Here is a 23,036-nt window from a genome sequence, read left to right as displayed (position 1 = left end):
GGATTACTTTGTGCGACAACACGGTTCGAGTGAACAGCAGGAGGCGACGATGGCTACCTACATCGTGACGGGCGGTACCGGATTCTTGGGACGACGAGTCGTCCAGGAGCTGCTGGACCACGATCCCGACGCCGTGGTCCATGTGCTGGTGCGCGAGGGCTCGCTACAGAAGTTTGCTGACCTGGCGACCGCGTGGCACGGCGGCGAGCGGGTGTTCTCCCTGGTCGGCGACCTCACAGCGGACGAACTCGGGCTCACCCGTGAGGCGCCCGCGGCCGATCACGTGATCCATCTCGGCGCCGTCTACGACATGACCGCGGACGAGGACACCGCGCACGCCGCCAATGTCGCGGGCACCCGCTCGGTGATCGCGCTGGCCCGCCGGATCGGCGCTGTGCTGCACCATGTTTCGTCCGTCGCGGTGGCCGGCGACCACAAGGGCAAGTTCTTCGAAGAGGACTTCGACCTCGGTCAGCGGCTCACCTCGCCCTACCACCGCACCAAGTTCGCCGCCGAGCAGCTGGTGCGCGAGGCGCAGGGCTTGCGCTGGCGGGTGTACCGGCCCGCGATCGTGGTCGGCGATTCGCGCACCGGCGAGATGGACAAGATCGACGGTCCCTACTACTTCTTCTCCGCCATCGCCAAGCTCGCCGCGCTGCCCGCGGAACTGCCGATGCCGCTGCCCGATCTCGGCGCGACCAACATCGTCCCGGTCGACTATGTCGCCGCCGCCATGGCCACGCTGATCCGCCGGCCCGGGCTCGACGGGCGCACCTTCCACCTGGTAAACCCGGAGCCGCAGCCGTTCAGCGCGGTGTACGGCGCGCTCGCCGCGGCGGCGGGCGCCCCCACCGGCATCGGCGTCGTGCCGGGCAGCGCGCTGGCGCTGACCGGGCTGGCGCAGTTGCCCGGCGTCGCGTCGGTGCGCGATTTCCTGTTGGAGCAGTTGGGCATTCCCGCGGCCGTCGCGCCGCACACCTCCTTCGCCGCGGAGTTCATCTCCGATTCCACCCGGGCGCAGTTGCGCGGCTCCGGGCTGAGCGTGCCGCCGTTCGAGAGCTACGCCGAACGACTCTGGAGCTACTGGCGCGCGCATCTGGACACCCATCGCGACCGCCCCGAGCTGACCGACGATCCGCTCAGCGGCCGGATCGTGCTCATCACCGGCGCCTCCTCGGGCATCGGGCTGGCCACCGCGCACGCGGTCGCCCGGCGCGGCGCCACCGTGCTGATGGTGGCCCGCGGCAAGGACGACCTGTCCGACGCCGCCGACTCGGTGCGCGCGGAAGGCGGTGTGGCCCACGACTATCCGTGCGACATCACCGACGCCGACGCGGTCGAGTCGCTGGTGCGCGCCGTGCTCACCGAACACGGCCACGTCGACTACCTGGTGAACAACGCGGGCCGTTCGATCCGTCGCTCGGTGCTCAACTCCACCGATCGCATGCACGATTTCGAGCGGACCATGGCGGTGAACTACTTCGGCGCGGTCCGGCTGATCCTGGCCCTGCTGCCGTCGATGCGGGCCCGGCGCTTCGGCCACGTCGTCAACATCTCCTCGATCGCCGTGCAGACCAAGGTGCCCCGGTTCGCGGCCTACGTCGCGAGCAAATCGGCGCTGGACAATTTCAGCGAGATCGCGGCGGTCGAGAACCGGGACGCGGGCATCACTTTCACCTCGGTGCGGATGCCGCTCGTGCGCACCCCGATGATCGCGCCGACCGATCTCTACCGTTCGCTGCCGGTCCCCGATCCGGACCAGGCCGCCGCCATCGTGGTGCGCGCACTGGAGGATCGCCCGCACCGCATCGACACCCCGGTCGGCACCTTCGCCCAGGCGGTCGATCTGCTGATGCCGTCGGTGAAGCGGACGATCCTGCACCAGGGCTTCCGCTTGTTCGGGGAATCCCATGCGGCACAGGGCAACAAGTCCGTCGCGCCCGCGGCGGCCGAGCCGTCCGGCGAGCGCGGCCGCAGCCCGCTGACCGTGCTCGCGCCGGTACTCATGCCGCTGATGGCGCTGCCCGGCCCGGCGGCGCGGGTGGCCCGGGTGGTGCCCGGATTGCAGTGGTAGTCACCGGGTTTTGAATTCCGGTGGACTCGTGTGCGCAAATTGCGGGCGACCGGTTCAGACGCGAGCCTGACGGTTCGGCACGATATCGGGATACCGATAGTGTATTCGCGCGATGCAGTGCCGAACCGTGTGCATCTCCGCGTGCAGTTCGCGCAGCCGGTGCGTTTGGAAAGTCCGTTCGGCGGTACTGATTGCGCGGGCGAGCCCGCGCGCGTGGGTGGCAAGCAAGTCGAGAAATACCCGGGCTTGTGCGATGTCGGGATCATCGGACATTCGCTGTTCCTATCACGCCCGCTCGCGGCCACACCACTCGAACTCCGCGCGTTCCACGGGATTTCGCCGCACCGTGTCCGAATCGAAAAGGACTACCGGCGTTTCAGAGAAATTGCGGCGCCCGGCGCGGAAATGCCGGTGCGGTGGGGCCGGATCGGCCCCACCGCGGATTTCCCGGCGGGGAACTCACACTCGGTCCGCCGCGAACCAGGCGGCCGGCCACATGGCCCAGCCGTAGTTGCCGTGCTGCGCCGGGTCGAGACCACCGCCGCAGACCGGATCGCCACCCGTGCAGTAGTTTCCGGTGCGCCAGGCGTACTCGCCCGGCACGTTCCAGCCGATCAGCCGGACCGGATCACCGAAAAGCAGCACCGCGGCCACCCGCGAGGCAAGTTCGCCCGGCAGCACCGCCATGCCGCCGAGTGCCGTCACCGCACCGGTGCCGAGGACACCGTGCGTGACGATCGCACCCTGCGAATAGCCGACCAGGATGAACCGCTGGTCCGGGCACGCCGCCGCCTGCCACAGCAGGTGACCGGTCATATCGTGGGTGCCGCGGCTCACCGAGGCCGGATCCAGCAGGTCCGCAGGATAATTCACGCGATACGCGGTGGAGCTCACCGGTAGCGCCTGCAGCAACGTGCCGTAGAGCGGGTCCCCGACCGCGGCGCCGAGGTAGCCGGGTTCCTGCGTTCCCCGTGCGACTACCACATCGATCGCGGCGCAGGGTGACGCCCATGCGGGCGATCCCGTCGTCGCTCCGAAACCCGCGGCCAGCAGTAGCACGATGAATACTCGCACCACCCGCCACTTTTCGAAATGAATTACCTTCCGGTTTGCCATCGTGATCACCCACTCACGCCGTTGTGAGAAGCCGAGTGACACTTGTCAGCGACAAGTGCCACTCGGCTATATCTGCGAAGGTAAGAACGGCTGAGTAGGTCGTCAAGGAAGTCGACCCGAACGATGCGGACTCAACGCCGAATCGTGTCCTGGCTAATCTTTTCTACGGAACGAGAACCGCTGCGCCAGTGAAACGTCCGTGGGCGAGATCGGCCAGGGCCTGATCTGCCCTGCCGAGGGAGTACCCACGGGTGGTCACTTCTATGCGGTGTTCGCCTGCGAGCGCGAGAAATTCACGCGCGTCGGCCCGGGTGTTCGCGGTGACCGAGCGAATTTCCCGCTCCTGGAACAGATGCCGCTGATAATTCAGCACCGGGATGTCGCTCAGATGAATACCCGCGACGGCCAGAACGCCGCCGCGGTCGAGCGCGGCCAGCGCCGGCGGCACCAGCGTGCCCACCGGCGCGAACAAGATCGCCGAATCGAGTTGCACCGGAGGCGGATCCGCCGCGCCCTGCGCCGACGCGGCACCGAGGGCGCGCGCCAGCTCCTGCGCGGCCGGATCCCGGGTCATCACATGCACCTCGGCGCCGCGCGCGAGCGCGACCTGCGCGGCGATGTGCGCGCTGCCGCCGAAACCGTAGATCCCGAGGTGACCACCGGGCGGCAGCTGCGCGCGCTGCAGTGATCGATAGCCGATGATGCCCGCACAGAGCAGCGGCGCCGTCTCTTCGTCGGTGTAGTTCTCCGGCAGGCGCAGCGCGTAATCGGCTGGCACAGTGGCATATTCGGCATAGCCGCCGTCCGCGTCCCAGCCCGTGTACATCGAACGGGGACAAAGGTTCTCGAGTCCGCGCAGGCAGTACTTGCAGGCGCCGCAGGTGTGCCGCAACCAGGCGATGCCGACCCGGTCGCCCACGGCGAAACCGTCCGCGGGACGCTCCTCGGCACTCGCGCCGACCGCCGAGCCGACCGCGACCACCTCCCCGACCACCTCGTGCCCGGGAACCACCCCGGCGCGATGCACGGGCAGATCCCCCTCGGCGACATGCAGGTCAGTCCGGCAGACACCACAGGCCAGCACCCGCACGAGCAGTTCGTCGGCGGCGGGCTCCGGCACGGGCTCGCGCACCCGTTCCAGCGGCCCCGTATCGATCGGCGCCGGGCGACGGACTCGCCATCCGGTCATCGATCCCGACCGCGCAACCTCGTTCATGCTCAACTCTCCTTGTCCCCAGGACACCCGGCCGAGCCGCACTGACAATTCGATGCTGCGTGCGACCCTACTCAACCGATTTCCCCCTGTCGTCGCACCGGTTCTGATACATTTATGTATTGAATACATTCTTGTATCGAATCGACCGGCCCGCCACCCGCGGCCGGTCCCGCCCGAGGAGGTGCCCATGGCGTCGTCCACCCCACCGGGAACCGCGACGAACCGGGTCACCCGCCGCCGCGCCGAAACCCGCGATCGGCTGCTGACCGCCGCCTACGAGGCCTTCAGCGAGGAGGGCTTCGGCAAAGCCACCGTGGAACGGGTCTGTGAACGCGCCGGCTTCACCCGCGGCGCCTTCTACTCCAATTTCGTCTCGCTCGACGAGCTGTTCCTGGCGATGTGGGAACAGCGGTCGGCCGCCATGCTCGCCGATATCAAGCGCGTCCTCGACGACATGCTCATCGGCGGTGACGACGACCTGCGCACCGCGATCGAACGGATGGCACGCGCGGTGCCCATCGATGAGGGCTGGTATCGGATCACCGCGGAGTTCACCGCCCACGCGCTGCGCAACCCCGAACTGCGCCGGGTGATGGCCGCGCGCGAAGAGGCGATCAGCGCCGCCCTGATGCCGGCCGTAGTCGCGGGGCTGGCCCGGATCGGCCGCGCGGTCCCCGATCCCGCGGCGCTCGGCCAGGCCCTCGTCGCGGTGCACGACGGCACCAGCGTGCAGGTCCTGATGGAACCGCGCAGTCGGGCCGTGCGCAAGCGCCGCACCGAACTCATGTACCACGTCGTGCTGGCCTACAGCACCGAATCCGAAGGATGAAGATGACCGACAGCACCACCGAATTCGCACAGCAGGCCGACGTCATCGTGGTCGGCGCCGGACTGGCCGGCCTCGTCGCGACGCACGAGCTGGCCAAGGCCGGCCGCAAGGTGCTCGTGCTCGATCAGGAGAACCGCAACAATCTCGGTGGGCAGGCGTTCTGGTCACTCGGCGGGCTGTTCATGGTGGACACCCCCGAGCAGCGCCGGCTGGGGATCAAGGACTCCTACGAACTGGCGCTGCAGGATTGGCTCGGCTCGGCCGGTTTCGATCGCGACGACGAGGACCTGTGGGCACGGCAGTGGGCCCAGGCCTACGTTCGCTTCGCCGCCACCGAAAAACGGGACTACCTCCACGAACTCGGTCTGCGGATCACCCCCGTGATCGGCTGGGCCGAGCGCGGCGGCGGTTTCGCCGACGGGCACGGCAATTCGGTACCGCGGTTCCATCTCACCTGGGGTACTGGGCCGGAGGTGGTACGAGTGTTCGCCGAACCCGTGCTCGAAGCAGAACGGCGCGGGCTGGTCGGCTTCGGCTTCCGCCACCGCGTCGACGAATTGATCGTCGAGGACGGCGCGGTCGTCGGCGTCCGCGGCGGGGTGCTGGCGCCGAGCGACCTGGCGCGTGGCCAGGCGTCCTCTCGAAACGTAGTGCGCGAGTTCGAGTTCCGTGCGCAGGCGGTGATCGTCACGTCCGGCGGCATCGGGCACAATCACGAGTTGATCCGGCGCAACTGGCCGGTCGAGCGGCTCGGCAAATGCCCGGAGACCATGATCTCCGGCGTGCCCGCGCACGTGGACGGACGGATGCTCGGCATCACCGAGGCGGCCGGCGGCGCGATCGTCAACCGGGATCGCATGTGGCACTACACCGAAGGCATCGTCAACTGGGATCCGATCTGGCCCGATCATGCCATCCGGATCATTCCCGGCCCGTCCTCGATGTGGTTCGACGCGAACGGAAGGCGTTTGCCCGCACCGTGTTTCCCGGGATTCGATACCAACGCGACAATGAAGGAAATCCTGTCCACCGGCTACGACTACTCCTGGTTCGTACTGACCCAGTCGATCATCGAGAAGGAGTTCGCGCTGTCGGGTTCCGAGCAGAACCCCGACATCACCGGCAAGGACCTCAAACTCACCCTCAAGAGCCGCATCGCCAAGGGCGCACCGGGTCCGGTCGAGGCGTTCAAGCAGCACGGCGTCGACTTCGTGGTCGCGGACACGCTGCGGGAGCTGGTCGCCGGGATGAACAAGATCACCCGCGGGCCACAGTTGGATCACGACACGCTGGAGCGGCAGATCGTCGCGCGGGACCGCGACGTCACCAACAAGTACTCCAAGGACAGCCAGCTGATGGCGATCACCAACGCGCGCCAGTACTTCGGCGACAAGGCGGGACGCGTCGCCAAGCCGCACCGGATCCTCGACCCCGCCGCGGGCCCGCTCATCGCGGTGCGGTTGAATATCCTCACGCGAAAGACGCTGGGCGGCTTGCAGACCAACCTCGACTCACAGGTGATCCGGCAGGACGGCAGCGCTTTTCCCGGCCTCTACGCCGCGGGCGAGGTGGCCGGTTTCGGCGGCGGGGGCGTGCACGGGTACAACGCGCTGGAGGGCACCTTCCTCGGCGGCTGCATCTTCTCCGGGCGGGCCGCAGGTTTGGCGCTGGCCGCGACACTGCGGTGATCGGCGCATAATCGGCAGATCATCTCGCAGGTCACGGTGGTTGTCCGCCCCGCGCGGCACCCGTAGGCTCGGGCAGCCTTCGGCGGCGATTCCCGGTGCAGGAGCCTCGTCGGCGAAGGACAGTTCGAACAGAACGAGGCCAGGGAGATGTGGAGAAAGTGCGATCGGGGCCGGCGGCGGGGGCCGGCGCCCAGTAAAACGATCGGCCGGAGAGAGCAACAGCGCCTCCCCCAGTTCGAGCCGGACGACGACGAGCGACACCGGCGCCAGTGGCTGGCGTCGCTGCAAGCCTTCGCCGATGCCTACCGGGCGGCCGAGCTGAACGGCGCACCGGTGCTGCAGGTTTCGCATTCCGGCTGGCGCCCGGGCGCGCGGATCGCACCGGGCACGACCGAGGGCAGGTTGCTCGCCTACCACGACTCGGGTGATGAAGCCGACTTCGTCTTCCGGGAGGGCGGACTCACTCTCTTCAGCATCACCACCGCGGGCGGGCACCGGGAGGATTTCACGCAGCGCCCGTTCGCCATCCGCTGGGTGATGCTGGCCGGATTGTGCGGGGCGGTGGCGCCGGGCGTCACCCGGGTCGAGGTCCGCGACGGCGAAGGCGTCGCGGTGCCGGTGGATCTCGTGGCCCATACCTTCGCCGCCACAACCGATCTCGAACTGCCGTACCTGCGCACGATGAACCGGCTGCGGGCGGCCGGAGCACGGTCCGACGAGATTCTGGACGTGCTGTTCCGCAGTGACCGGCGCGGTGAGGAGTACGCGGCTACCCGGCACCTGACCATCCGGGTCTACGGCGCCGACGACACTCCCCTGTACACCGGTCCGATCTTCACCGACAACCGATTCCGACAGTTGCGCAAGAGCATTCGCGACTGAGCGATGGTCACGGCTTACAGCCCGCCGGGGTCGCGTTCGACGCTGATGGCGGCAGCGGCGCGGCAGCCAGGCTGGTCGGTGAGACAATCGGCGGCTCGGTCGGCTCGGGCGCGACCACGGGCGGCGTCTCGGAGTAGAGCCGCGCACCGGTCGGTCGCACCCCCGGTTCCACCGTGATGCCGGTGATCTCGGCCTGGTTGCCGTGGATATCGGTGAGACGCGCGGCGAACGGACCCGTCCCCGCCCGGGAGATGGACCAGTAGTTGTCCATGCCGCGGGTCAGGGGCTGCCACGGCCCGCCCGTCGCGGGCCGAATCGCGACCTCGCGCAACGGATTCCCGGTACCACCGAACAGAATGGCGAACCAGGCGGCGGTGGCATCGGGTTTCACCTCGTAGGTCAGCTCCGCCACCGGCTCCGGATTGCGCACCACGTGGTAACGAACCTTCGCGACGCCGTCGGACAGGTCGGCGATCTCGGCGAACGCGGCCGTGCTCAAATCCAGTTGTCCCGGAGCACATCCCGGGCAACGGTCGACGATCTGCACCCGCACGCTGCCCTGCGGGCCCTCGACGTCCAGGTAGGCCCCGCACGGATCGGCGGTGCCGTACTCCGATGTCGACATGCCCACGAAGAAGCCGTCCAATGGAAGGTCGGGGTACGAGCACGAGACCCCCGGACCGAACGAATAGAACCGCGCCTCGCCCGACACGACGGGCTGCGGTTCCGGTAACGGGCTGGTGGACGGCCAAATACTGTTGGCGGTCAACGGATTCGACGGTGTCGCCGATTGGGCCATCGCGTTCGGTACGTCACAGTGCACCGGCTCCGGCCGGGTCACCCACACCGCTACGCCCGCAATGGCCGCCAGGCCGATCGCGGACCACAGCCACCCCGAACGGACGTGTCGCTGGTTGATCGGTATCCGGTGCATCGCTCCCGACTCCGGTTCACCTGCTCATGGACTCTCCATCCTGACGTCCATAGGAAAGCAGCCGAACGGCACGCGCACGCGGCGAACGAAAAATCTACACAGTGAAAGGCGCACACTTCAGCAAGCGTGAGGCAAATCCCCAGCATCCTCCTGGACACTCCTGCAGCCTGCCGGAAATCATCCGGTGTGCGTGCCCCTGCGTAATGCCACGCACCCCAGCGCAATACGGCGCTACGCGAAGCCGTCCATCAGGGACAGCACCCGCAACATGACCTCGTCGGCACCGCCGCCGATGCTCAGCAGCCTACTGTCGCGGAAGGCGCGCGAGGTCCAGGTCTCCGTCATATAGCCCATGCCGCCGTGCACCTGCAGGCACCAGTCCGCCACCTGCCGGGAGAGCCGCCCCGCCTCCAGTTTCGCGATGGTCGCCATTCTGGTGACGTCCTGGCCGTCCTGATAGGACCGGCCGGTGGTCTCGGTGTAGACGCGCAGCAGGTCCGTCCGCGCCGCGAGCTCGGCGTAGGTGTACTGCAGATACTGGTTGGCGGTCAGCGGTTGCCCGAAAACCTTGCGCTGCTTGGCGTAGTCACGGGTCAGCTCCAATTGCATGGCACAGCTGATCGGTGCACTGTACGCGGCGAACATACGCTCCATCACGAACTGCGACATCTGCTGCTGGAAGCCGCGGCCGATCTCACCGATGGTGTTGCGCACCGGAACTCGCACATCCTCGAAGGTGAGCAGGCCGGTGTCGGACGCGCGCATGCCCAGTTTGTCCAGCTTGCGGTCGACGCGGAAACCCGGTGCGTCGGTGGGAATGATGATCTGACTCATACCGCGATAGCCGCCCTCCGGGGAGGTGCGGACCAACGTGCACAACCAGTCCGCCTGAACCGCGTTGGTGATGAACATCTTCGAGCCGTTGATCACCCAGTCGTCGCCGTCGCGACGTGCGTGGGTTCTGATGCCCGCCACATCGGACCCGGCCTCCGGCTCGGTCACCGCGACACCGCAGACGGTCTCGCCGCGCATGGCCGGGGCCAGATACTCCTGTTTGAGTTCCTCGCTGCCGTGCGCGTGCAGCGAGGGCGTCGCCATCGCGACGTGCACGCCCAGCGCCATCGGGAACGATCCGTGCGTGACCCGGCCCAGTTCCTGGCAGAGCACCACGGTGAACAGATGGTCGGCGCCCTGCCCCGCGTAGGCCGGGTCGTATTCGAGACCGAGGATGCCGAGCTTCGCCATATCGGCGAAGATCTCGTGCAGCGGCATCATCTCCGTCTGTTCCCACTCGTCGACGTGCGGGTTGATCTTCTGCTCGAGATAGCGCCGGACCATGGCCCGGAACTCCTGATGTTCGTCGCTGTACATGCCCTTATTGTCGCCTTGCCAACGCCGTGTGGGCGGATAATCAGCACACCGGGACCGCCGGGTCCGACGTGTGGCAGGTCACGCCGGGCGAGGCTCGGCGATCAACGGATTTCGGCCGGGAGTAAGGTGCCGAACATGTCGCGTACGCGCATTATTCGGATCGCCACCCGATCCAGCCCCATGGCGTTGGCCCAGGCCGAGCACGTCGCCGAGTTGCTCGAGCGGCTCGGCGTGCAGAGCGAGCTGGTCAAGGTCACCACCGCCGGTGACCGCTGGATGGGTGACCTCTCCAAGCTCGGCGGCAAGGGCGCCTTCGTCAAGGAGATCGACCACGCGCTGCTCGTGGACGACGCCGACCTCGCGGTGCACTGCCTCAAGGACATCCCCGGCGATATCCCGGTGCCCGAGGGTCTGGCCTTCGCCGGGTACCTGGCGCGCGACGACGTGCACGACGCCGTGATCACCGGCAACGGCGCCCCGCTCGCCGAGCAGCCCGCCGGGACCGTGGTCGGCACCAGCTCGGTGCGCCGGACCGCGCAGCTGCTGCTGCACTATCCGCACCTGACGGTGCAGCCGTTGCGCGGCAACGTCAATACCCGGCTGGCGCGCCTCGAAGAGGGACACGTCGACGTGCTGATCGCCGCCGTCTCCGGTCTGCATCGGGTCGGCCAGCAGCACCGGATCACCGAGACGCTCGACCTCGAGACCATGTGCCCGCCCATCGGCGCGGGCATCATCGCGCTCGAATGCCGCAGCGGCGACAGCCAACTGCGCGATCTCGGCGCCCAGCTCGATCACGCCGACACCCACCGCCAGGCCGATGCCGAACGCGCGATGCTGCACGCCCTGCAGGGGCACTGCAACTCCCCCATCGCCGGCTACGCCACCACCGACCGCACCGGCCGACTCACCTTGCACGGCAAGGTCTTCAGCGCAGACGGCGCGCAGTGGCTCGATTCCAAACACTGGGGCGTCCCCGAAGACCCGCAAGCCCTCGGCTTCTTCGTCGGCGCCGACCTGCTCCGCCAAGGCGCCCGAGCCATCATCGACGCCATCCCGCACTGATCGTCACCCGCACCATCCCGGTGCGGGGTATCGGGGTGCTCAGCGCCAGCGGGCGTGGCGGGGGAAGAGGGAGCGACCCGCTTCGTGGGCTACTTCGATGAGGACACGGGCGAGGCGGGTGGTGTCGAGGGACTTCCGTTCGCCGTCGAGGTAGGCGGAGAGGGAAAGGGCGGCTACGGCGGCGCCGCGACCGCGGATCGGGACGGCGACACAGGCGATGCCGGCGACCGACTCCTCGTTGTCGACCGCCACGCCCTGCCGCTGCCTGATCTTGCCGAGCTCGCGATGCAGATCGGTTCTGTCGCAGATGGTTCGGGCGGTCAGCTGAGGTAGTCGATCACGGAACGAGGTCTCGACGATGCTCGGTTCCAGCGAGGCCAGCAGCGCCTTGCCGAGCGCGGTGCTGTGCGCGGGCATCCGGCCGCCGAGCCGGGTCGGGACGTTCGCCGCGAAACGGCCGCCCGCCTTGTCCAGGTAGAGCACTTCGCGTCCGTCCAGTACACCGAGATGCCCGACCATGCCGGTGCGTTGACAGAGATCGTGCAGCAACGGGCTGACCACGTCTCGAATCTCGTTGTGGTCGGCGGCAAGTCCGCCGAGTTCGAGCGTGCGCAGGCCGAGCCGGTAGCCGCCCGGCGCGTGCGCGAGCCAGCGCAGCCGGATCATCTGGTCGAGGATGCGATGCACGGTGGAGCGCGGCAGACCGGTGCGTTCGGACAGGCCGAGCAGGGTCAGGGTCGGCGTGGAGCCGTCGAAAGCGTCCAGTATCAGCGTCATTCGCTCGATCATGGACACCGGTGGCCGGGCGGCGGGCGCCGGCCCCGATCCCGTCCACAATGCTCCGGACTCGGGATGGGTCACCGCCTCGACCGTCATAGCTCACCTCCACCACGTGCTCGCCTAGAGCTTAGAAGTACATCTATTAGGCATGTGCGTTTCCGGCACACCACTTTGTGTCGCCCATCACAGTGCCTCGAGCGGGCCGTTCGGTGGAATCCCGGAAACTACGGAGACGACTACGGATCTTTTCTCCCCTGGTCATACGCCAACCCAGTCAATAGCTTTCGCCAATGGGGTGGCACCACTACACGGTGTCACCCCACCGCTCGCTGGAATACCAGACCAGTCCGATGTTCTCGTCGAACGGGACTCGATGGCGCCGACGTGGCCGGACAGCTACCATCACAGTAGTTCGTTATTACGGAATTACGGATTTACGGAGGGTGGGATGATGCGACGCAGACTTGCCGTCGTGCTGGCCGCGGTTTTACCGCTGGTTGCCGGATGTTCGAGTACCGCGACCAGCGCGGCGGCAGACGTGACCACGGTCGAGGGGTGGTTGTCGTGGCTCGAGCAGGACCCGGACAACGTCGCGTTCGTCGTCGACGACGGGCTGGGACATACCGCCGAACGGCGCGCCGATGAGCAGCAGCCGCTCGCGTCCGCGGCGAAGGTGGTACCGCTCGCGGCATACGCGCGGGCAGTCGCGGCGGGCACGGTCGATCCGCAGGAGCAGATCCCGGTCGCCGAATGGGAGCGGTGGTATCTGCCGAAAGCAGATGGCGGAGCGCACGAACAGGCGCGCAAACGGCTTCCCGGCGACACGGTCACCCTCGATCAGCTGGTGAGCGCGATGATCCAGGAGAGCGACAACGCCGCCCCCGACTACCTGCGGGACCGTCTCGGCGACAAGGCGCTGATCGAGGCCGCCGCGGCCGGAGGTTGGCACGACTACATGCTGTTCTCGCCACTGGGCAGCATGCTTCGGCTGGCCGAACCGGACATCGCCGACGAATGGGCCGCGGCTCGACGCTATGCGGCCGATCCGGCGTATCGCGCGGCGATACTGTCGAAATCACCGCCGTCCTACACCGATCAAGTGGCGTGGGCGGAAACCACCTGGACCGGTTCGGCACGCCAGCTCACGTCGCTGTATCGCGCGTTCGCCACCGGAAGTTTCGGGCCCGGCGCCGAAATCGCCCGCGCACACCTGGAATGGCAACCCCCGCCGACCGGGTTCGTCGGGCTCGGCTTCAAGGGTGGTGCGCTGGCGAGCATCCTGACCGAGGCGATGTCGCTACGCCGCGCCGACGGTACGGTCGCGACCGCGGTGCTGCTCAACCGCCGCATGCCCGAGTCCACCTGGTCGGCCGCGCTGAAGAGCTTCCGTCATCAAGAACTGCTGTTCCGCGCCATGACCGAGCCGGAGATGCTGCACCGGTTACCGTGATCGGCATGACGGATGTCGAGGGCAAGCTCGCCGAACTGGAGGCGCGGATCGAAGCGCTGGAAGGGCGTCGCGACGACGACCCGGCGCGCGGTTTCATCGACTACCGCGGCGCGGTCGATTTCGACGGCGAGATCGACTGGACCATCCGCTACAGCGCGGCCGCGGTGCTCCGGCTGCCTGCCGCAGCGCGCGTGGAAGTGCTTGCCGCGCTGGGACATCCGGTGCGGCACGCGCTGATCCAGGAACTGCTCGACGGTCCGCGCACCGGCGCCGAACTGGCCGAGGCCCTCGGCCTCACCTCCACCGGCCAGCTATACCACCATGTGCGCGCGTTGTCGTCGGCGAAGCTCATCGAGCAGAACCGCCGAGGCACCTATCGCATCCCTGCCCCGAAGGTGGTCCCGATACTGGTCCTGATGACCGCGGCCGCCGATATCGCCGAGGTGTTGCACTAAAGTCCGGCCGGCGCCACCGCTGAACCGCGGCGGCGCCGGTCGAGACTCCGCGACCGGGCCTAGGCGCGGTCGCTGTGCTGATCGACCAAGGCGTACAGCCACTCTCGCGTGTAGCGCTCAGCGAGCAGCGGCAGGAAATTGTCGATCGTGGCGTGGTCGGCGACGTGCTCGTAGGCGGAATGCAGGAATTGTTCGATGGCGTCGTCGGCGACGACGCCGTCGAATTCGTCCTCCAAGCGGACGGCGGCGGCGCGCAGGGCGACGGCCTGGTCGAGGGCGAGATCGGTGGCATGAACCGAGGTGACCGGACTGTTCACGGCGGACTCCTGTGTGGTGGTGCGGCATTCGGCGCGTTGAGCGCGTGCGCTGGTATCGGCACGCCTCATTACTTCGGGTACCCAGCGAGCCGCGCGGGACACCCGTCGCCGGTTGTTGTCTGCGACGCACGCCCGTGCCACGCTGATGCCATGGATCTCGACGCCATAGAAGCCGTCCGGCAGCTCAAGTATCGGTATTTCCGGACCCTCGATCTCAAACAATGGGACGAGTTCGCCGACACCCTCACCGTCGATGTAGCCGGGCGCTACGGCACGCACGCGCTGGGGGAACCGCTCGTCTTGGACGGCCGCGCCGCGGTCACCGAGTTCATGCGCGAAAACCTCGGCCCCACCGTCGTCACGGTCCATATCGCGAACCACCCGGAGATCACCGTCGACGGGGAAACCGCCGTCGGCTCTTGGGCTTTCGAGGACACCGTGCTGGAGACCAAATACGGCCTGAAAATTCGCGGCGCGGGCTACTACACCGATACCTATCGGCGCGACGACGACGGTCAGTGGCGGATCGCCTCGACCGGCTATCAGCGCATCTACGAATCCATGCAGTCGCTCGTAGACACCCCGAGCTTCCAGCTCCTGACGAACATGTGGGCGGCACCGGCTCCGCAATGACACCGGAGAGGAGGCAGGCGTGCCGGCAACGCGGCTGATCGGCCGGGACCATCACGCGGCACTGCTGCGGGAGGAGTTACGGCGCACCACCTCCAGCCATGGCGGGCTGGTGCTGGTGACCGGCGAGGCGGGCATCGGCAAGACGGCGTTGCTCAGCGAGGTCGTCGGCGGGCCGGCCGCGCGCGACGCGCTCGTGCTGACCGCGACGGCCTGGAGCGGCGACGGCACCCCCGGCTTCTGGCCGTGGGTGCAGGTGGTGCGCGGTTTGCGCCGCGCCGCGACACCCGAGCAGTGGGCCGCGGTGGACGCCGCCGCGGGTAATGCGTTGTCCTTCTTGATCGGTGACGTGGAACTGCCGAAAGCGCCGCAGGGCGCGCTGTTCCGGATCGCCGACGCGGTGACCGAGGCCCTGGTCACCGCCTGTGCGCTGCGCCCGGTGATCGTGGTGATCGACGACCTGCATCGAGCGGACCCGGAATCGCTGACGGTGCTGGCGTTCGTCGCGCGGCACTCGTGGTTCGAGCGACTCACCATCGTCGCGGCCGCGCGGGACAACGACATCGACGTGCCGGGCCATCCGTTGCGAGAAGTGTTCGGCGAGTTGACGACTGCCGCGCGCCTGATCGAGCTGACCGGGCTACCGGTCGAGCACGTCGCCGAGTTCGTGCACGAGACGACCGGCATGCGCGCGCCGGACGAGATCGCCCGTACGGTGCACACACTCTCGGGGGGCAATCCGTTCCTGGTCGAGCAGGCGGCACGCCTGTGGCAGACGGGCAGCGCGCTGGACACGCTAACCCCGGGCGTGCGCGAAACGCTCGACGCGCGACTGACCCCGCTGCCTGCCGCCGCACTGGACGTCCTGACCACCGCCGCGCTCATCGGCCGGGAGTTCGCCGCCCAGGTGGTGGCCGCCGGTTCGGGTCGCGATCTCGGCGAGGTGCTCGACCTCGCCGCGCTCGCGGTGCGCGCCCGATTGCTGACGACGCCGCGCACGGACCGTTACGCGTTCGTGCACGACCTGGTGCGGGAGAATCTGATCGGGCGGATCGGCGACACCGAGGCCAGGAAGCGGCACGCGGCCGTGCTCGGCGCGCTCGAACGGTTGCCCAGGGAGGTATCCGGGGCGACCCCGAGCGAGCTCGCACATCACGCGTACCTGGCGGCAGACGCGATCGACCCGCAGCGCACGCTGCGGTATCTGCTGGACGCCGCCGCGGACGCCTGCGGCCGGCTCGCCGCGGGCGAAGTCGCCGTCCACTATCAGCGTGCCCTCGCCCTGCTCCCCGCGAACCAGGCCGAGCTGCGCGGCACCGTCGGATTGGGTCTGGCCGCGGCGCAGAGCGGTTCCGGCGAACTCGCCGCGGCGCGGCGCACTTACGAGGCCCTGCTGACCACGGCCAGAACCCGCGCCGCCGCCGAGCTGTTCGCCGAGGCCGCCCTCGGGCTGCACGAACTCGGCATGCCGGATCCGGAACACCAGGCCGAGCGCGAGATCGACCTGATGGACCAGGCGTATCGCATGCTGCTCGCCGAACGCCCGCCCACCGACCCGCTGGCGGTCCGGGTGCGCGCCGCGGCGACCCGGGTGCGAGTGCACACGGGACGGGCCCGGCACGGCGCGGCCGAGCACGTCAGCGCCGAAACCGTCCGAGCGGCACGCGCATCCGGCGACGACACCGCGCTGGCCGCGGCCCTGCTCGCGCGGCACGACGCGATCTGGCGGCCCGGCACCGCGGCGGAGCGCTTGTCGCTGGCCGGGGAACTCGCCGCCATCGGCCACCGTGACCACGGCGACGAACTCGAATTGCAAGGCGTATTACTGCGTTTCACCGCGTTGCTCGAACTGGGCGACCCCGCGGCGCATATCGAGCTGGCCGCCTTCGGCGCACACGCGGACCGGGCGCGGCTGCTCCGGTTCCGTTTCATCGCGCTGTCGCGCACCGGCGCACTCGCCACCCTCACCGGGCGATTCGCGGACGCACGCAACGCCATCGACGAGGCGTACGCGCTCGGCGAACGGCTCGGCGAGGTCGATCTGACCCCGCTCTGGCTCGAACAACGCTGGGCGCTGGCGCTGCTCGCGGGCGATCTGGCGCAGGCCGAGGCGTTCGTCGAACGCTATCGCGACACCGCCGTCGCCTATACCGCGGTCCCCGAACTGATCACCGCCGCCCGCCGCCGCGACCTCGACCGGGTGCGCGGCCTGGTCGGCGATATCCAGGCCATGTACGCATTGCACCCGCGGCACTTCCATCCGTCCATCCTGGTCGCCCAGGCGTATGCCGCCCTCGTGCTGGACGATCCCGAACTCCGGGAGACGGTGCGCGCCAGGCTGATTCCGCTGGCCGCCTGGTGGGCGGTGGTCGCGGGCGGCGGCGCGGTCTACGGACCGTACTCCTACTGGCTGGGCCGGCTCGCCGCCGCCTCCGGGGACCACCCGGCCGCCGTCGAATACCTCACCGCGGCAGCGGATTCGGCGCACCGGCTGCGGGCGCGGCCGTGGGTCGACGCGGCGCGACAGCAGCTGCACCTGCTCGCACACCGCACACAACCCGCGCCGCGTACACCGATCATGCCCTCGGACAACGAGTTCCGGCACGACGGCGACGTCTGGACGCTACGCTTCGCCGAGCGGACCGTGCACCTGCCTGACGCCAAGGGCCTGCGCGACCTGCACGTGCTGCTCGGCCATCGGGACAGCGACATCCCCAGCCTGGAACTGTTCGGCACCACCGATCCCAGCGCGGTGGTGCAGGCCGCCAAGTCCTTCGGGGCCGACCCGGTGCTCGACGACGAGGCAAAGGCCGCTTACCACCGGCGGCTGACCACCCTCGATGCCGAGATCGACCGCGCGGTCACCCTCGGTCGCGACGACCGCGCCGCCGAACTGGACCGGGAGCGCGCGGCGCTGCTGGACGAATTGCGCCGCACCGCGGGCCTGGCCGGACGCACCCGCCACCTCGGTGACGACGCCGAGCGGGCGCGCAAAACCGTATCCGCCCGGGTGCGCGACACCCTGCGCCGGATCGACCGGATCCATCCGGAACTCGCCGAGCACCTGCGCGCGACCGTCTCGCTCGGACTCGTCTGCCGGTACCAGCCGCAGCGCGACATCAGCTGGCGACTGTGAATGCGCGACGCCCTAGCGTCGCGAGATCGGATCTCGCGCCTTCCAGGTGACAGACCACGCACGGAAGGAACAGACGATGCACCAGATCACCGCGAACCTGTGGGAGACCGAGACCTTGAGCCCCTTCCCCGGGTTGAACACGCACGCCTACCTCTGGACCACCCCCGACGGGAACGTGCTGTTCTACAACACCACGCTCACCGAGGAATTCGACAAGATCGCCGAACTCGGCGGCGTCGCCCAGCACTACCTGAGCCACCGCGACGAGGTCGCCTCGTCCCTCGCGCTCGTCCGCGAACGCTTCGGCGCGCAATTGCACATCCACCGCGCGGACGCGGGCGAGGTCACCGCCACCACCGTCGACGACCCGTTCGACACCCGGCACACCGCGATCGCCGGACTCGAGGTGATCCCGACGCCCGGCCACACCGCGGGCAGCGCCTGCTACCTCGCGACCATCGACGGCAAACGCCATCTCTTCACCGGTGACACCCTGATCCTCGGCGAGAACGGCACCTGGTGGGCCGGTTACATCGAGGGCCACAGCGACCGCGAAACCCTGCTCACCACCCTCGACCTGCTCGCCACCCTCACCCCGGACGTCGTCGTCTCCAGCGCGTTCATGAGCGACAAGGGCGTCATCGAACTCGACCGCCCCTGGGCAGAGTGCGTCGCGGAAGCCAAGAAGGCCCTGCTCGCCGGCGCCGAGGCGTAACGGCTGCCGCAGCTCCCTGGCCGGGGCCGTCTGCGCCGATACCTCTCGCCCCGGTCAGGCTGCGATGTCGAACAGGGTCAGTTCTCGGTTCGCACGTTGTTCGGCACGTTCGCGAACGGCACAGGTCGGCCCGATGCCCTGGGCTACCGAATCGGCCGAGACGAGCCAGCCGTGGCAGCGGCGGCAGTGTGTGACGAGTCGGACCGTGGCACGGTCGTCGGTATCGGCCATATCGTTCCCCTCCGGCCGTCGAACGCTGGTACTTCCCCAGCGTGACACGGGGGTCCGACAAACTGGGACGTGCTACCGGTTCGGGCCGCGCGCCGCGAGGGGCAGTGGCGCGAGCGGGTGCCAGGTGACCGGCACGTCGCGCATGAGCAGCGCGCAGTCGAGGTGCGCGCTGCCGGGTGGGAAGACGTTCGCGTCGTCGAAGAACGTGGAGCGCACCGCGGCGACCTCGACCGGTTCGACATGCCAGGCGTCCGTGCGCAATTCGAGTCCGGCCAGCTCGGCTCCGCCGCGGGTCGCGGAATACCCGGCCGAGCCGCGGCGGAAGAACTCCGAGGCCTGCGCCAGATCAGTGAACAGCTCGCTGCCCGGCCACCGTGTCGTCCGCCGGACATCCACGTGCACCTTTGTGGCCGAGTCTCGGCTCGCGAAGGCCACCTGTAAATCGTCGGCGGTCTCGCGCACCCGGAACCGCGCGTGCTCGTGATCGCCCGGGAAGAGCCGACCGCCGACCAGCACGTTGAGCGCCGAGCCGGTGTCGCGGCGTGGAATGTAGACCCCAGTCTCGCGCCCGCGCGGACCGTCCCATTCGACCGCGACGCGATGCGCCGCGTTCTCGCTGCGCAACCCGACCCAGCGCGGCAGGCCACGCGGCCGCAACCGCCCGAGCCGGATCAAACAGATCCCGGCCACCGCCCAGTCCCCGACCAACTGCGGGCGCAACGGCGCGGGCAGCACCTTCGCCACGACAGCCGGGTCGACCCGGTAGTTCACCAGCAACCGCCGCTCGATGACACCGGCCAGCTCGGGGAACCCGCCCCGCACCGTCGGCACAACAGCATCTCTCGTCCACACCCCACCAGCGTCCCAACATCCACTCAACGAGTCAAGACTCTTCTAGTAAATGCTCGAACAATCATGGTCCGTGCAGGTGGATTGCCGATTCTGCCACCCTTCGGCCGTTGACGTTGCGGCACACGTTGATCAGCGTGCCGCTGGTCACTCCCGGGGTAGCCGGCGATGCCAGAAGGTCAGTTCATTCCTGGTGGCTCTGGTCTCTGGATGATCGTGGCCCAACACTCGTCGCTGATGATCGAGCAACTGCTGGAGATCGGTCATCGCTAGCACCGGATCTCCTTGCATACCGAGCCAATGCGCGAAATGACGGCGGACGGCCAAGGTCTCCGGATGGTCCGGCCCGAGGACCCTCAGATGGTCCATGAGAAGTTCGTCGAACTGAACCCGCGCGGCGGTCGGATCGTTGCTGCGGACCGTCCACCGGACGACCAGTTGCCGAGTTATCAACGTATGCGGGTGGTTTCGGCCCAGTACGCGAATCATGTCCGCCAGCAACGCGGTCAACTCCGCGATCGCGCGCTCCCGGTCGCCGCCCTCGCCACGCCATCGGGCGATGTGGTGCCGTGTCGCCAACGTGTCGAGGTGGTCCGAGCCGAGCACCCGCAACTGCTCGAGCAGTAGCCGCTCCGCGTCGTCGACCGCCCCGGTGACGTCACCACCGAGACCACGGCATCGAGCAAGGTGATAGCGGGTGGCCAGAGTTTGCGAATGATCTGGTCCAAGTACCCGTATGCGGTCTTGCAGCAGCGCCTCGAGCACCGCGATCGCCGTCCGTACGTCGCCGCTGTCCGCCTGCCACCGCGCGATATTCTGCCTGGTCGCAAGCACGTCGGGATGATCGGGTCCGAGCACCCGCACCCGGTCGATCCGGATCTGATCGAATAGGCGTGCCGCCGTAGCGGATTCGCCGTTCTTACCGCGCCAACGGGCGATGTTGTGCCGGGTGCTCAGCGTCGCCGGATGGTCGGCTCCGAGAACACGCAATTGATCGGCCAGCAGTCGTTCGAATTCCGCGATGGCGCCGCGGATGTCACCGCGGTGGCCATGCCATCGGGCGAGATCGAACCGAGTATTCAGGGTTTCCGGGTGTAGCGGACCTCCCCGCTGAATGCGTGCGGCCAATAATGCCTCTAACTCCGTCACCGCGGTATGTGGGTCACCGCTTTCGCCGCGCCAGTACGCAAGACGATGGCGAGCGATGAGGGTATCCGGATGATCCCATCCGATTTGCGCGGTGAACGACGCCAACCATGTTGCCCACAGGTCGCGGTTGTCCGCGGCGCGCGGTGTCTCGTGCCGCTCCAGGAAAGATATGGCCGCCGCCGATTCCTTGTTGGCGAGGTAGTGGCGAACCGCCGAACTGCGGGCGTACTTCATGGTGATATCCGTCGTGTGATGGTCGATGGCCCGTGCGAGCGCGTGGTGCGCGGTCGCCACCGATAAGCCTTGATTTTCCTGCTCGGTCTGCATCGGCGCGACGAAATCTTCGTGGACGAGACCGAATGTTTCCTCGTCGGTGCCGGGATTCCCGCGGCTGACGAGGACCCCCAACTCGACCACGAGATCGCGGATTCGCGGTGTGCGCAGCGTGATGCCGAGAACGCGGAGTGCGGCGGCCAAGATTTCCAGCGGCAGTACGGGCCCGGTTCCGGCTGCCGCGATCAAGCCCGCGATCGCGACGATCGCGCGCACGGAATTCGCTCCGGCCGCACGGACGGCCTCGCGAATACGTTGTGTCACAAGATTATCGATACTGATCGCGCCCTGCGTTGCGATCCGATCGATGTCGGTGAGTTCGATCAGCAATCGCGCGAGTAACCAACCTCCGGCCGTGGTTTGCCGCAGCAGCATCTCGGTACGCTCGATCCAGACCGGTGTGTAGGGGACCGAGGCTGCGGCAGGCGTTGACTCTCGGAGAACCTCGACGATCTCGGACGCAGTGGGCGACAGCAACGTCGTCCGATGCTGGTGCCCCAGCCTTGGTGACTCGCCCGGTCCGGCACCCTGCCGGACCCCGACGATCACGCCCACATGCGCGAGGTCACGACGCGTGGTAGCCCGTGCGATCGCGTCGACGAGTAGTTCGCGAGTGCCCGGCTCGGGCTGGTCCAGTCCGTCGACGACGATGGTTATCCGCCCGAACAGCGGTTCGACTCTGCTCAGCGGTCCCAAGACCGCGCGCTCGACCAAATCCAGCTCCGCGGAGCCGAATTCGTCCGGGTCTGCCCCGATATCGGCGAAACCCGCCACCCGGCGCCGCAGTTGCGAGGTGAGTTCGGCAACCACATTCTCGATGGTGCTGCTGATATCGAGAAAGACTGCGGCGGTGACGTATTCAGAGGTGAACGGCGCACCGTCGAGCAAGCCAGGGCGGATCAGCACGGCCAGCAACGTCGACTTACCGCAACCTGCGGACCCGGTGACCACGCGCAGGCGCTGCTTGTCGGCATTGAAAACATCGGCAACCCCGGCCCGCAATGCCGGTGTGGTGGCGAGCCCATTGGTCAGCTGGTCGACCAGACCCGCAGCCGGGCTGCCGCGCACCGCGTCATTGCGGCGAGCCACATTCGGCACCAGCCACAGCCCGGCATCGCCGCCCACGGCGGAACTCAGTTGCCGGGGAATCTGGCGACGACACCGCGCGGCGATCGATGAACGCAGGTCCGCCGGAAGCAGATTCGCGCCGTGCTGCGGCAGGCCACGATCGAAAACATCGAGCATGGTCCTGGTAAAACAGCCGTCATAGGCCGACCCGGTGTCCGCGGCCACCAGAAACTCCATGCGCCCGGCAACCGGATTCAGCAGATCGATCCAGCTGTGCGCGGCGCGCGCACCGATGCCTGCCTCGCAGGCGTCGACGAGGACGACGAGTCCGTCGAGGTGGACGGCGGCGAGCCGCTCCAGTAGAGCCGGTCCGAGGTTGTAGGCGGTTTCGGAATCCGGCAGGTCACGAGGTGAGTCCTTGGCGAGCAGATAAAAGTAGCGATCCGCGACCGCGACCCCGTGGCCGATAAAGCTGATCAATAGGGTCGCCTGCTGGTCGGCCGCTGCGGCGAAGGCCTCGCGGATAGCTGATTTCAGCTCAGCGATCGTCGGATCGAGTAGCGGCCGACCCGAACTCGAAGTCGGCTCCCAGCCGCCGAATCGGTGCAGCGCGGAGCACAGGCGAACCGCGAGATCGGCGGTGAATCCGAGTCGCGGCGCGGCGTCGCATTCTGAACCGATCACCAATGCGAGCCTCCCGCCCATGGTTGTGGACGTTACTCCCACCGCGCGGCCACCGGGCGCTACC

Annotated in this window: 20 protein-coding genes; 10 read left to right on the top strand and 10 right to left on the bottom strand. The window is 68.1% G+C overall.

Features of this window, described 5'->3' with window-relative positions:
* Positions 1–49 precede the first annotated feature (49 nt).
* Entirely contained in the window at positions 50–2,074 is a 2,025-nt protein-coding gene (locus O3I_RS17835) for an SDR family oxidoreductase (RefSeq protein WP_014984347.1), read from the top strand.
* 54 nt (positions 2,075–2,128) lie between these two features.
* Here O3I_RS17835 and O3I_RS17830 read toward each other — a convergent pair whose 3' ends face one another.
* From O3I_RS17830 to O3I_RS17820, 3 genes are all read right to left on the bottom strand, one after another.
* Positions 2,129–2,347, bottom strand: coding sequence for a hypothetical protein (locus O3I_RS17830; protein WP_014984346.1), 219 nt, complete (start codon positions 2,345–2,347; stop codon positions 2,129–2,131).
* Between the two features lie 186 nt (positions 2,348–2,533).
* The gene (locus O3I_RS17825; RefSeq protein ID WP_051066968.1) at positions 2,534–3,190 is read right to left on the bottom strand and encodes a cutinase family protein; all 657 of its coding nucleotides are present in this window, start codon (positions 3,188–3,190) and stop codon (positions 2,534–2,536) included.
* Between the two features lie 163 nt (positions 3,191–3,353).
* A complete protein-coding gene (locus O3I_RS17820; protein ID WP_041563962.1) occupies positions 3,354–4,379 on the bottom strand; it encodes a zinc-binding alcohol dehydrogenase family protein in 1,026 nt (341 codons plus the stop codon).
* A 214-nt stretch (positions 4,380–4,593) separates the two neighbouring features.
* Here O3I_RS17820 and O3I_RS45915 point away from each other — a divergent pair, with 214 nt between their 5' ends.
* From O3I_RS45915 to O3I_RS17805, 3 genes are all read left to right on the top strand, one after another.
* Positions 4,594–5,235, top strand: a complete 642-nt coding sequence (locus O3I_RS45915) for a TetR/AcrR family transcriptional regulator (RefSeq protein ID WP_014984343.1) — start codon at positions 4,594–4,596, stop codon at positions 5,233–5,235.
* Entirely contained in the window at positions 5,232–6,923 is a 1,692-nt protein-coding gene (locus O3I_RS17810; RefSeq protein ID WP_014984342.1) for an FAD-binding dehydrogenase, read from the top strand. Before O3I_RS45915 ends, O3I_RS17810 begins: the two co-directional genes overlap by 4 nt.
* Before the next feature lie 147 nt (positions 6,924–7,070).
* Complete coding sequence (locus O3I_RS17805; protein ID WP_014984341.1) at positions 7,071–7,805, top strand: hypothetical protein; 735 nt, start codon at positions 7,071–7,073, stop codon at positions 7,803–7,805.
* Between the two features lie 7 nt (positions 7,806–7,812).
* On the opposite strand, the gene O3I_RS17800 is transcribed toward O3I_RS17805, so the two are convergent.
* Both O3I_RS17800 and O3I_RS17795 read right to left on the bottom strand, forming a co-directional pair.
* The gene (locus O3I_RS17800; protein WP_014984340.1) at positions 7,813–8,739 is read right to left on the bottom strand and encodes an expansin EXLX1 family cellulose-binding protein; all 927 of its coding nucleotides are present in this window, start codon (positions 8,737–8,739) and stop codon (positions 7,813–7,815) included.
* A 231-nt stretch (positions 8,740–8,970) separates the two neighbouring features.
* On the bottom strand, positions 8,971–10,110 hold the full coding sequence (locus O3I_RS17795; protein ID WP_014984339.1) for an acyl-CoA dehydrogenase family protein: 1,140 nt from the start codon (positions 10,108–10,110) through the stop codon (positions 8,971–8,973).
* Between the two features lie 135 nt (positions 10,111–10,245).
* On the opposite strand from O3I_RS17795, the gene hemC reads away from it, so the two are divergent.
* Positions 10,246–11,175, top strand: a complete 930-nt coding sequence (gene hemC / locus O3I_RS17790) for a hydroxymethylbilane synthase (protein WP_041562682.1) — start codon at positions 10,246–10,248, stop codon at positions 11,173–11,175.
* 39 nt (positions 11,176–11,214) lie between these two features.
* On the opposite strand, the gene O3I_RS17785 is transcribed toward hemC, so the two are convergent.
* Complete coding sequence (locus O3I_RS17785) at positions 11,215–12,051, bottom strand: IclR family transcriptional regulator (RefSeq protein ID WP_014984337.1); 837 nt, start codon at positions 12,049–12,051, stop codon at positions 11,215–11,217.
* A gap of 355 nt (positions 12,052–12,406) precedes the next feature.
* Here O3I_RS17785 and O3I_RS17780 point away from each other — a divergent pair, with 355 nt between their 5' ends.
* Both O3I_RS17780 and O3I_RS17775 read left to right on the top strand, forming a co-directional pair.
* Positions 12,407–13,405, top strand: coding sequence for a serine hydrolase (locus tag O3I_RS17780; RefSeq protein WP_041563959.1), 999 nt, complete (start codon positions 12,407–12,409; stop codon positions 13,403–13,405).
* Positions 13,406–13,410: 5 nt separating this feature from the next.
* Entirely contained in the window at positions 13,411–13,860 is a 450-nt protein-coding gene (locus O3I_RS17775; protein WP_041563958.1) for an ArsR/SmtB family transcription factor, read from the top strand.
* Positions 13,861–13,919: 59 nt separating this feature from the next.
* Here O3I_RS17775 and O3I_RS45555 read toward each other — a convergent pair whose 3' ends face one another.
* Positions 13,920–14,177 (bottom strand): three-helix bundle dimerization domain-containing protein, encoded by a 258-nt coding sequence (locus O3I_RS45555; RefSeq protein ID WP_167829151.1) that lies wholly within the window; start codon positions 14,175–14,177, stop codon positions 13,920–13,922.
* A 150-nt stretch (positions 14,178–14,327) separates the two neighbouring features.
* Between O3I_RS45555 and O3I_RS17765 the strand changes: the two genes are divergently transcribed.
* The 3 genes from O3I_RS17765 to O3I_RS17755 all read left to right on the top strand — a co-directional run bounded on the left by O3I_RS17765 (position 14,328) and on the right by O3I_RS17755 (position 18,658).
* The gene (locus tag O3I_RS17765; protein ID WP_014984333.1) at positions 14,328–14,810 is read left to right on the top strand and encodes a nuclear transport factor 2 family protein; all 483 of its coding nucleotides are present in this window, start codon (positions 14,328–14,330) and stop codon (positions 14,808–14,810) included.
* A gap of 19 nt (positions 14,811–14,829) precedes the next feature.
* Complete coding sequence (locus tag O3I_RS17760; RefSeq protein WP_014984332.1) at positions 14,830–17,943, top strand: ATP-binding protein; 3,114 nt, start codon at positions 14,830–14,832, stop codon at positions 17,941–17,943.
* A gap of 76 nt (positions 17,944–18,019) precedes the next feature.
* Positions 18,020–18,658, top strand: coding sequence for an MBL fold metallo-hydrolase (locus O3I_RS17755; protein ID WP_014984331.1), 639 nt, complete (start codon positions 18,020–18,022; stop codon positions 18,656–18,658).
* 54 nt (positions 18,659–18,712) lie between these two features.
* Here the strand turns inward: O3I_RS17755 and O3I_RS46335 are convergent, their stop codons facing one another.
* From O3I_RS46335 to O3I_RS42710, 3 genes are all read right to left on the bottom strand, one after another.
* Positions 18,713–18,889 (bottom strand): DUF6011 domain-containing protein, encoded by a 177-nt coding sequence (locus O3I_RS46335; RefSeq protein ID WP_014984330.1) that lies wholly within the window; start codon positions 18,887–18,889, stop codon positions 18,713–18,715.
* 72 nt (positions 18,890–18,961) lie between these two features.
* Positions 18,962–19,720, bottom strand: a complete 759-nt coding sequence (locus O3I_RS17750) for a DUF2071 domain-containing protein (protein WP_014984329.1) — start codon at positions 19,718–19,720, stop codon at positions 18,962–18,964.
* A 165-nt stretch (positions 19,721–19,885) separates the two neighbouring features.
* Complete coding sequence (locus O3I_RS42710; RefSeq protein ID WP_167829150.1) at positions 19,886–22,972, bottom strand: tetratricopeptide repeat protein; 3,087 nt, start codon at positions 22,970–22,972, stop codon at positions 19,886–19,888.
* Positions 22,973–23,036 lie beyond the last annotated feature (64 nt).

Source organism: Nocardia brasiliensis ATCC 700358 (genome assembly GCF_000250675.2).
Taxonomy (GTDB): Bacteria; Actinomycetota; Actinomycetes; order Mycobacteriales; family Mycobacteriaceae; genus Nocardia; species Nocardia brasiliensis_B.
The sequence above is the reverse complement of the archived record's forward strand: the minus strand, read 5'-3'. Positions and strand labels throughout refer to the sequence as shown.

What these genes read in the sequence shown, in the direction of transcription:
- O3I_RS17765 (WP_014984333.1), top strand. Translation starts at nt 14,328, where the DNA reads ATGGATCTCGACGCCATAGAAGCCGTCCGGCAGCTCAAGTATCGGTAT.
- O3I_RS45915 (WP_014984343.1), top strand. Translation starts at nt 4,594, where the DNA reads ATGGCGTCGTCCACCCCACCGGGAACCGCGACGAACCGGGTCACCCGC.
- O3I_RS46335 (WP_014984330.1), bottom strand. Translation starts at nt 18,889, where the DNA reads ATGGCCGATACCGACGACCGTGCCACGGTCCGACTCGTCACACACTGC.
- O3I_RS17835 (WP_014984347.1), top strand. Translation starts at nt 50, where the DNA reads ATGGCTACCTACATCGTGACGGGCGGTACCGGATTCTTGGGACGACGA.
- O3I_RS17780 (WP_041563959.1), top strand. Translation starts at nt 12,407, where the DNA reads ATGCGACGCAGACTTGCCGTCGTGCTGGCCGCGGTTTTACCGCTGGTT.
- O3I_RS17820 (WP_041563962.1), bottom strand. Translation starts at nt 4,379, where the DNA reads ATGACCGGATGGCGAGTCCGTCGCCCGGCGCCGATCGATACGGGGCCG.
- O3I_RS17775 (WP_041563958.1), top strand. Translation starts at nt 13,411, where the DNA reads ATGACGGATGTCGAGGGCAAGCTCGCCGAACTGGAGGCGCGGATCGAA.
- O3I_RS17825 (WP_051066968.1), bottom strand. Translation starts at nt 3,190, where the DNA reads ATGGCAAACCGGAAGGTAATTCATTTCGAAAAGTGGCGGGTGGTGCGA.
- O3I_RS17805 (WP_014984341.1), top strand. Translation starts at nt 7,071, where the DNA reads ATGTGGAGAAAGTGCGATCGGGGCCGGCGGCGGGGGCCGGCGCCCAGT.
- O3I_RS17795 (WP_014984339.1), bottom strand. Translation starts at nt 10,110, where the DNA reads ATGTACAGCGACGAACATCAGGAGTTCCGGGCCATGGTCCGGCGCTAT.
- O3I_RS17785 (WP_014984337.1), bottom strand. Translation starts at nt 12,051, where the DNA reads ATGACGGTCGAGGCGGTGACCCATCCCGAGTCCGGAGCATTGTGGACG.
- O3I_RS17810 (WP_014984342.1), top strand. Translation starts at nt 5,232, where the DNA reads ATGAAGATGACCGACAGCACCACCGAATTCGCACAGCAGGCCGACGTC.
- hemC (WP_041562682.1), top strand. Translation starts at nt 10,246, where the DNA reads ATGTCGCGTACGCGCATTATTCGGATCGCCACCCGATCCAGCCCCATG.
- O3I_RS17755 (WP_014984331.1), top strand. Translation starts at nt 18,020, where the DNA reads ATGCACCAGATCACCGCGAACCTGTGGGAGACCGAGACCTTGAGCCCC.
- O3I_RS17830 (WP_014984346.1), bottom strand. Translation starts at nt 2,347, where the DNA reads ATGTCCGATGATCCCGACATCGCACAAGCCCGGGTATTTCTCGACTTG.
- O3I_RS17800 (WP_014984340.1), bottom strand. Translation starts at nt 8,739, where the DNA reads ATGCACCGGATACCGATCAACCAGCGACACGTCCGTTCGGGGTGGCTG.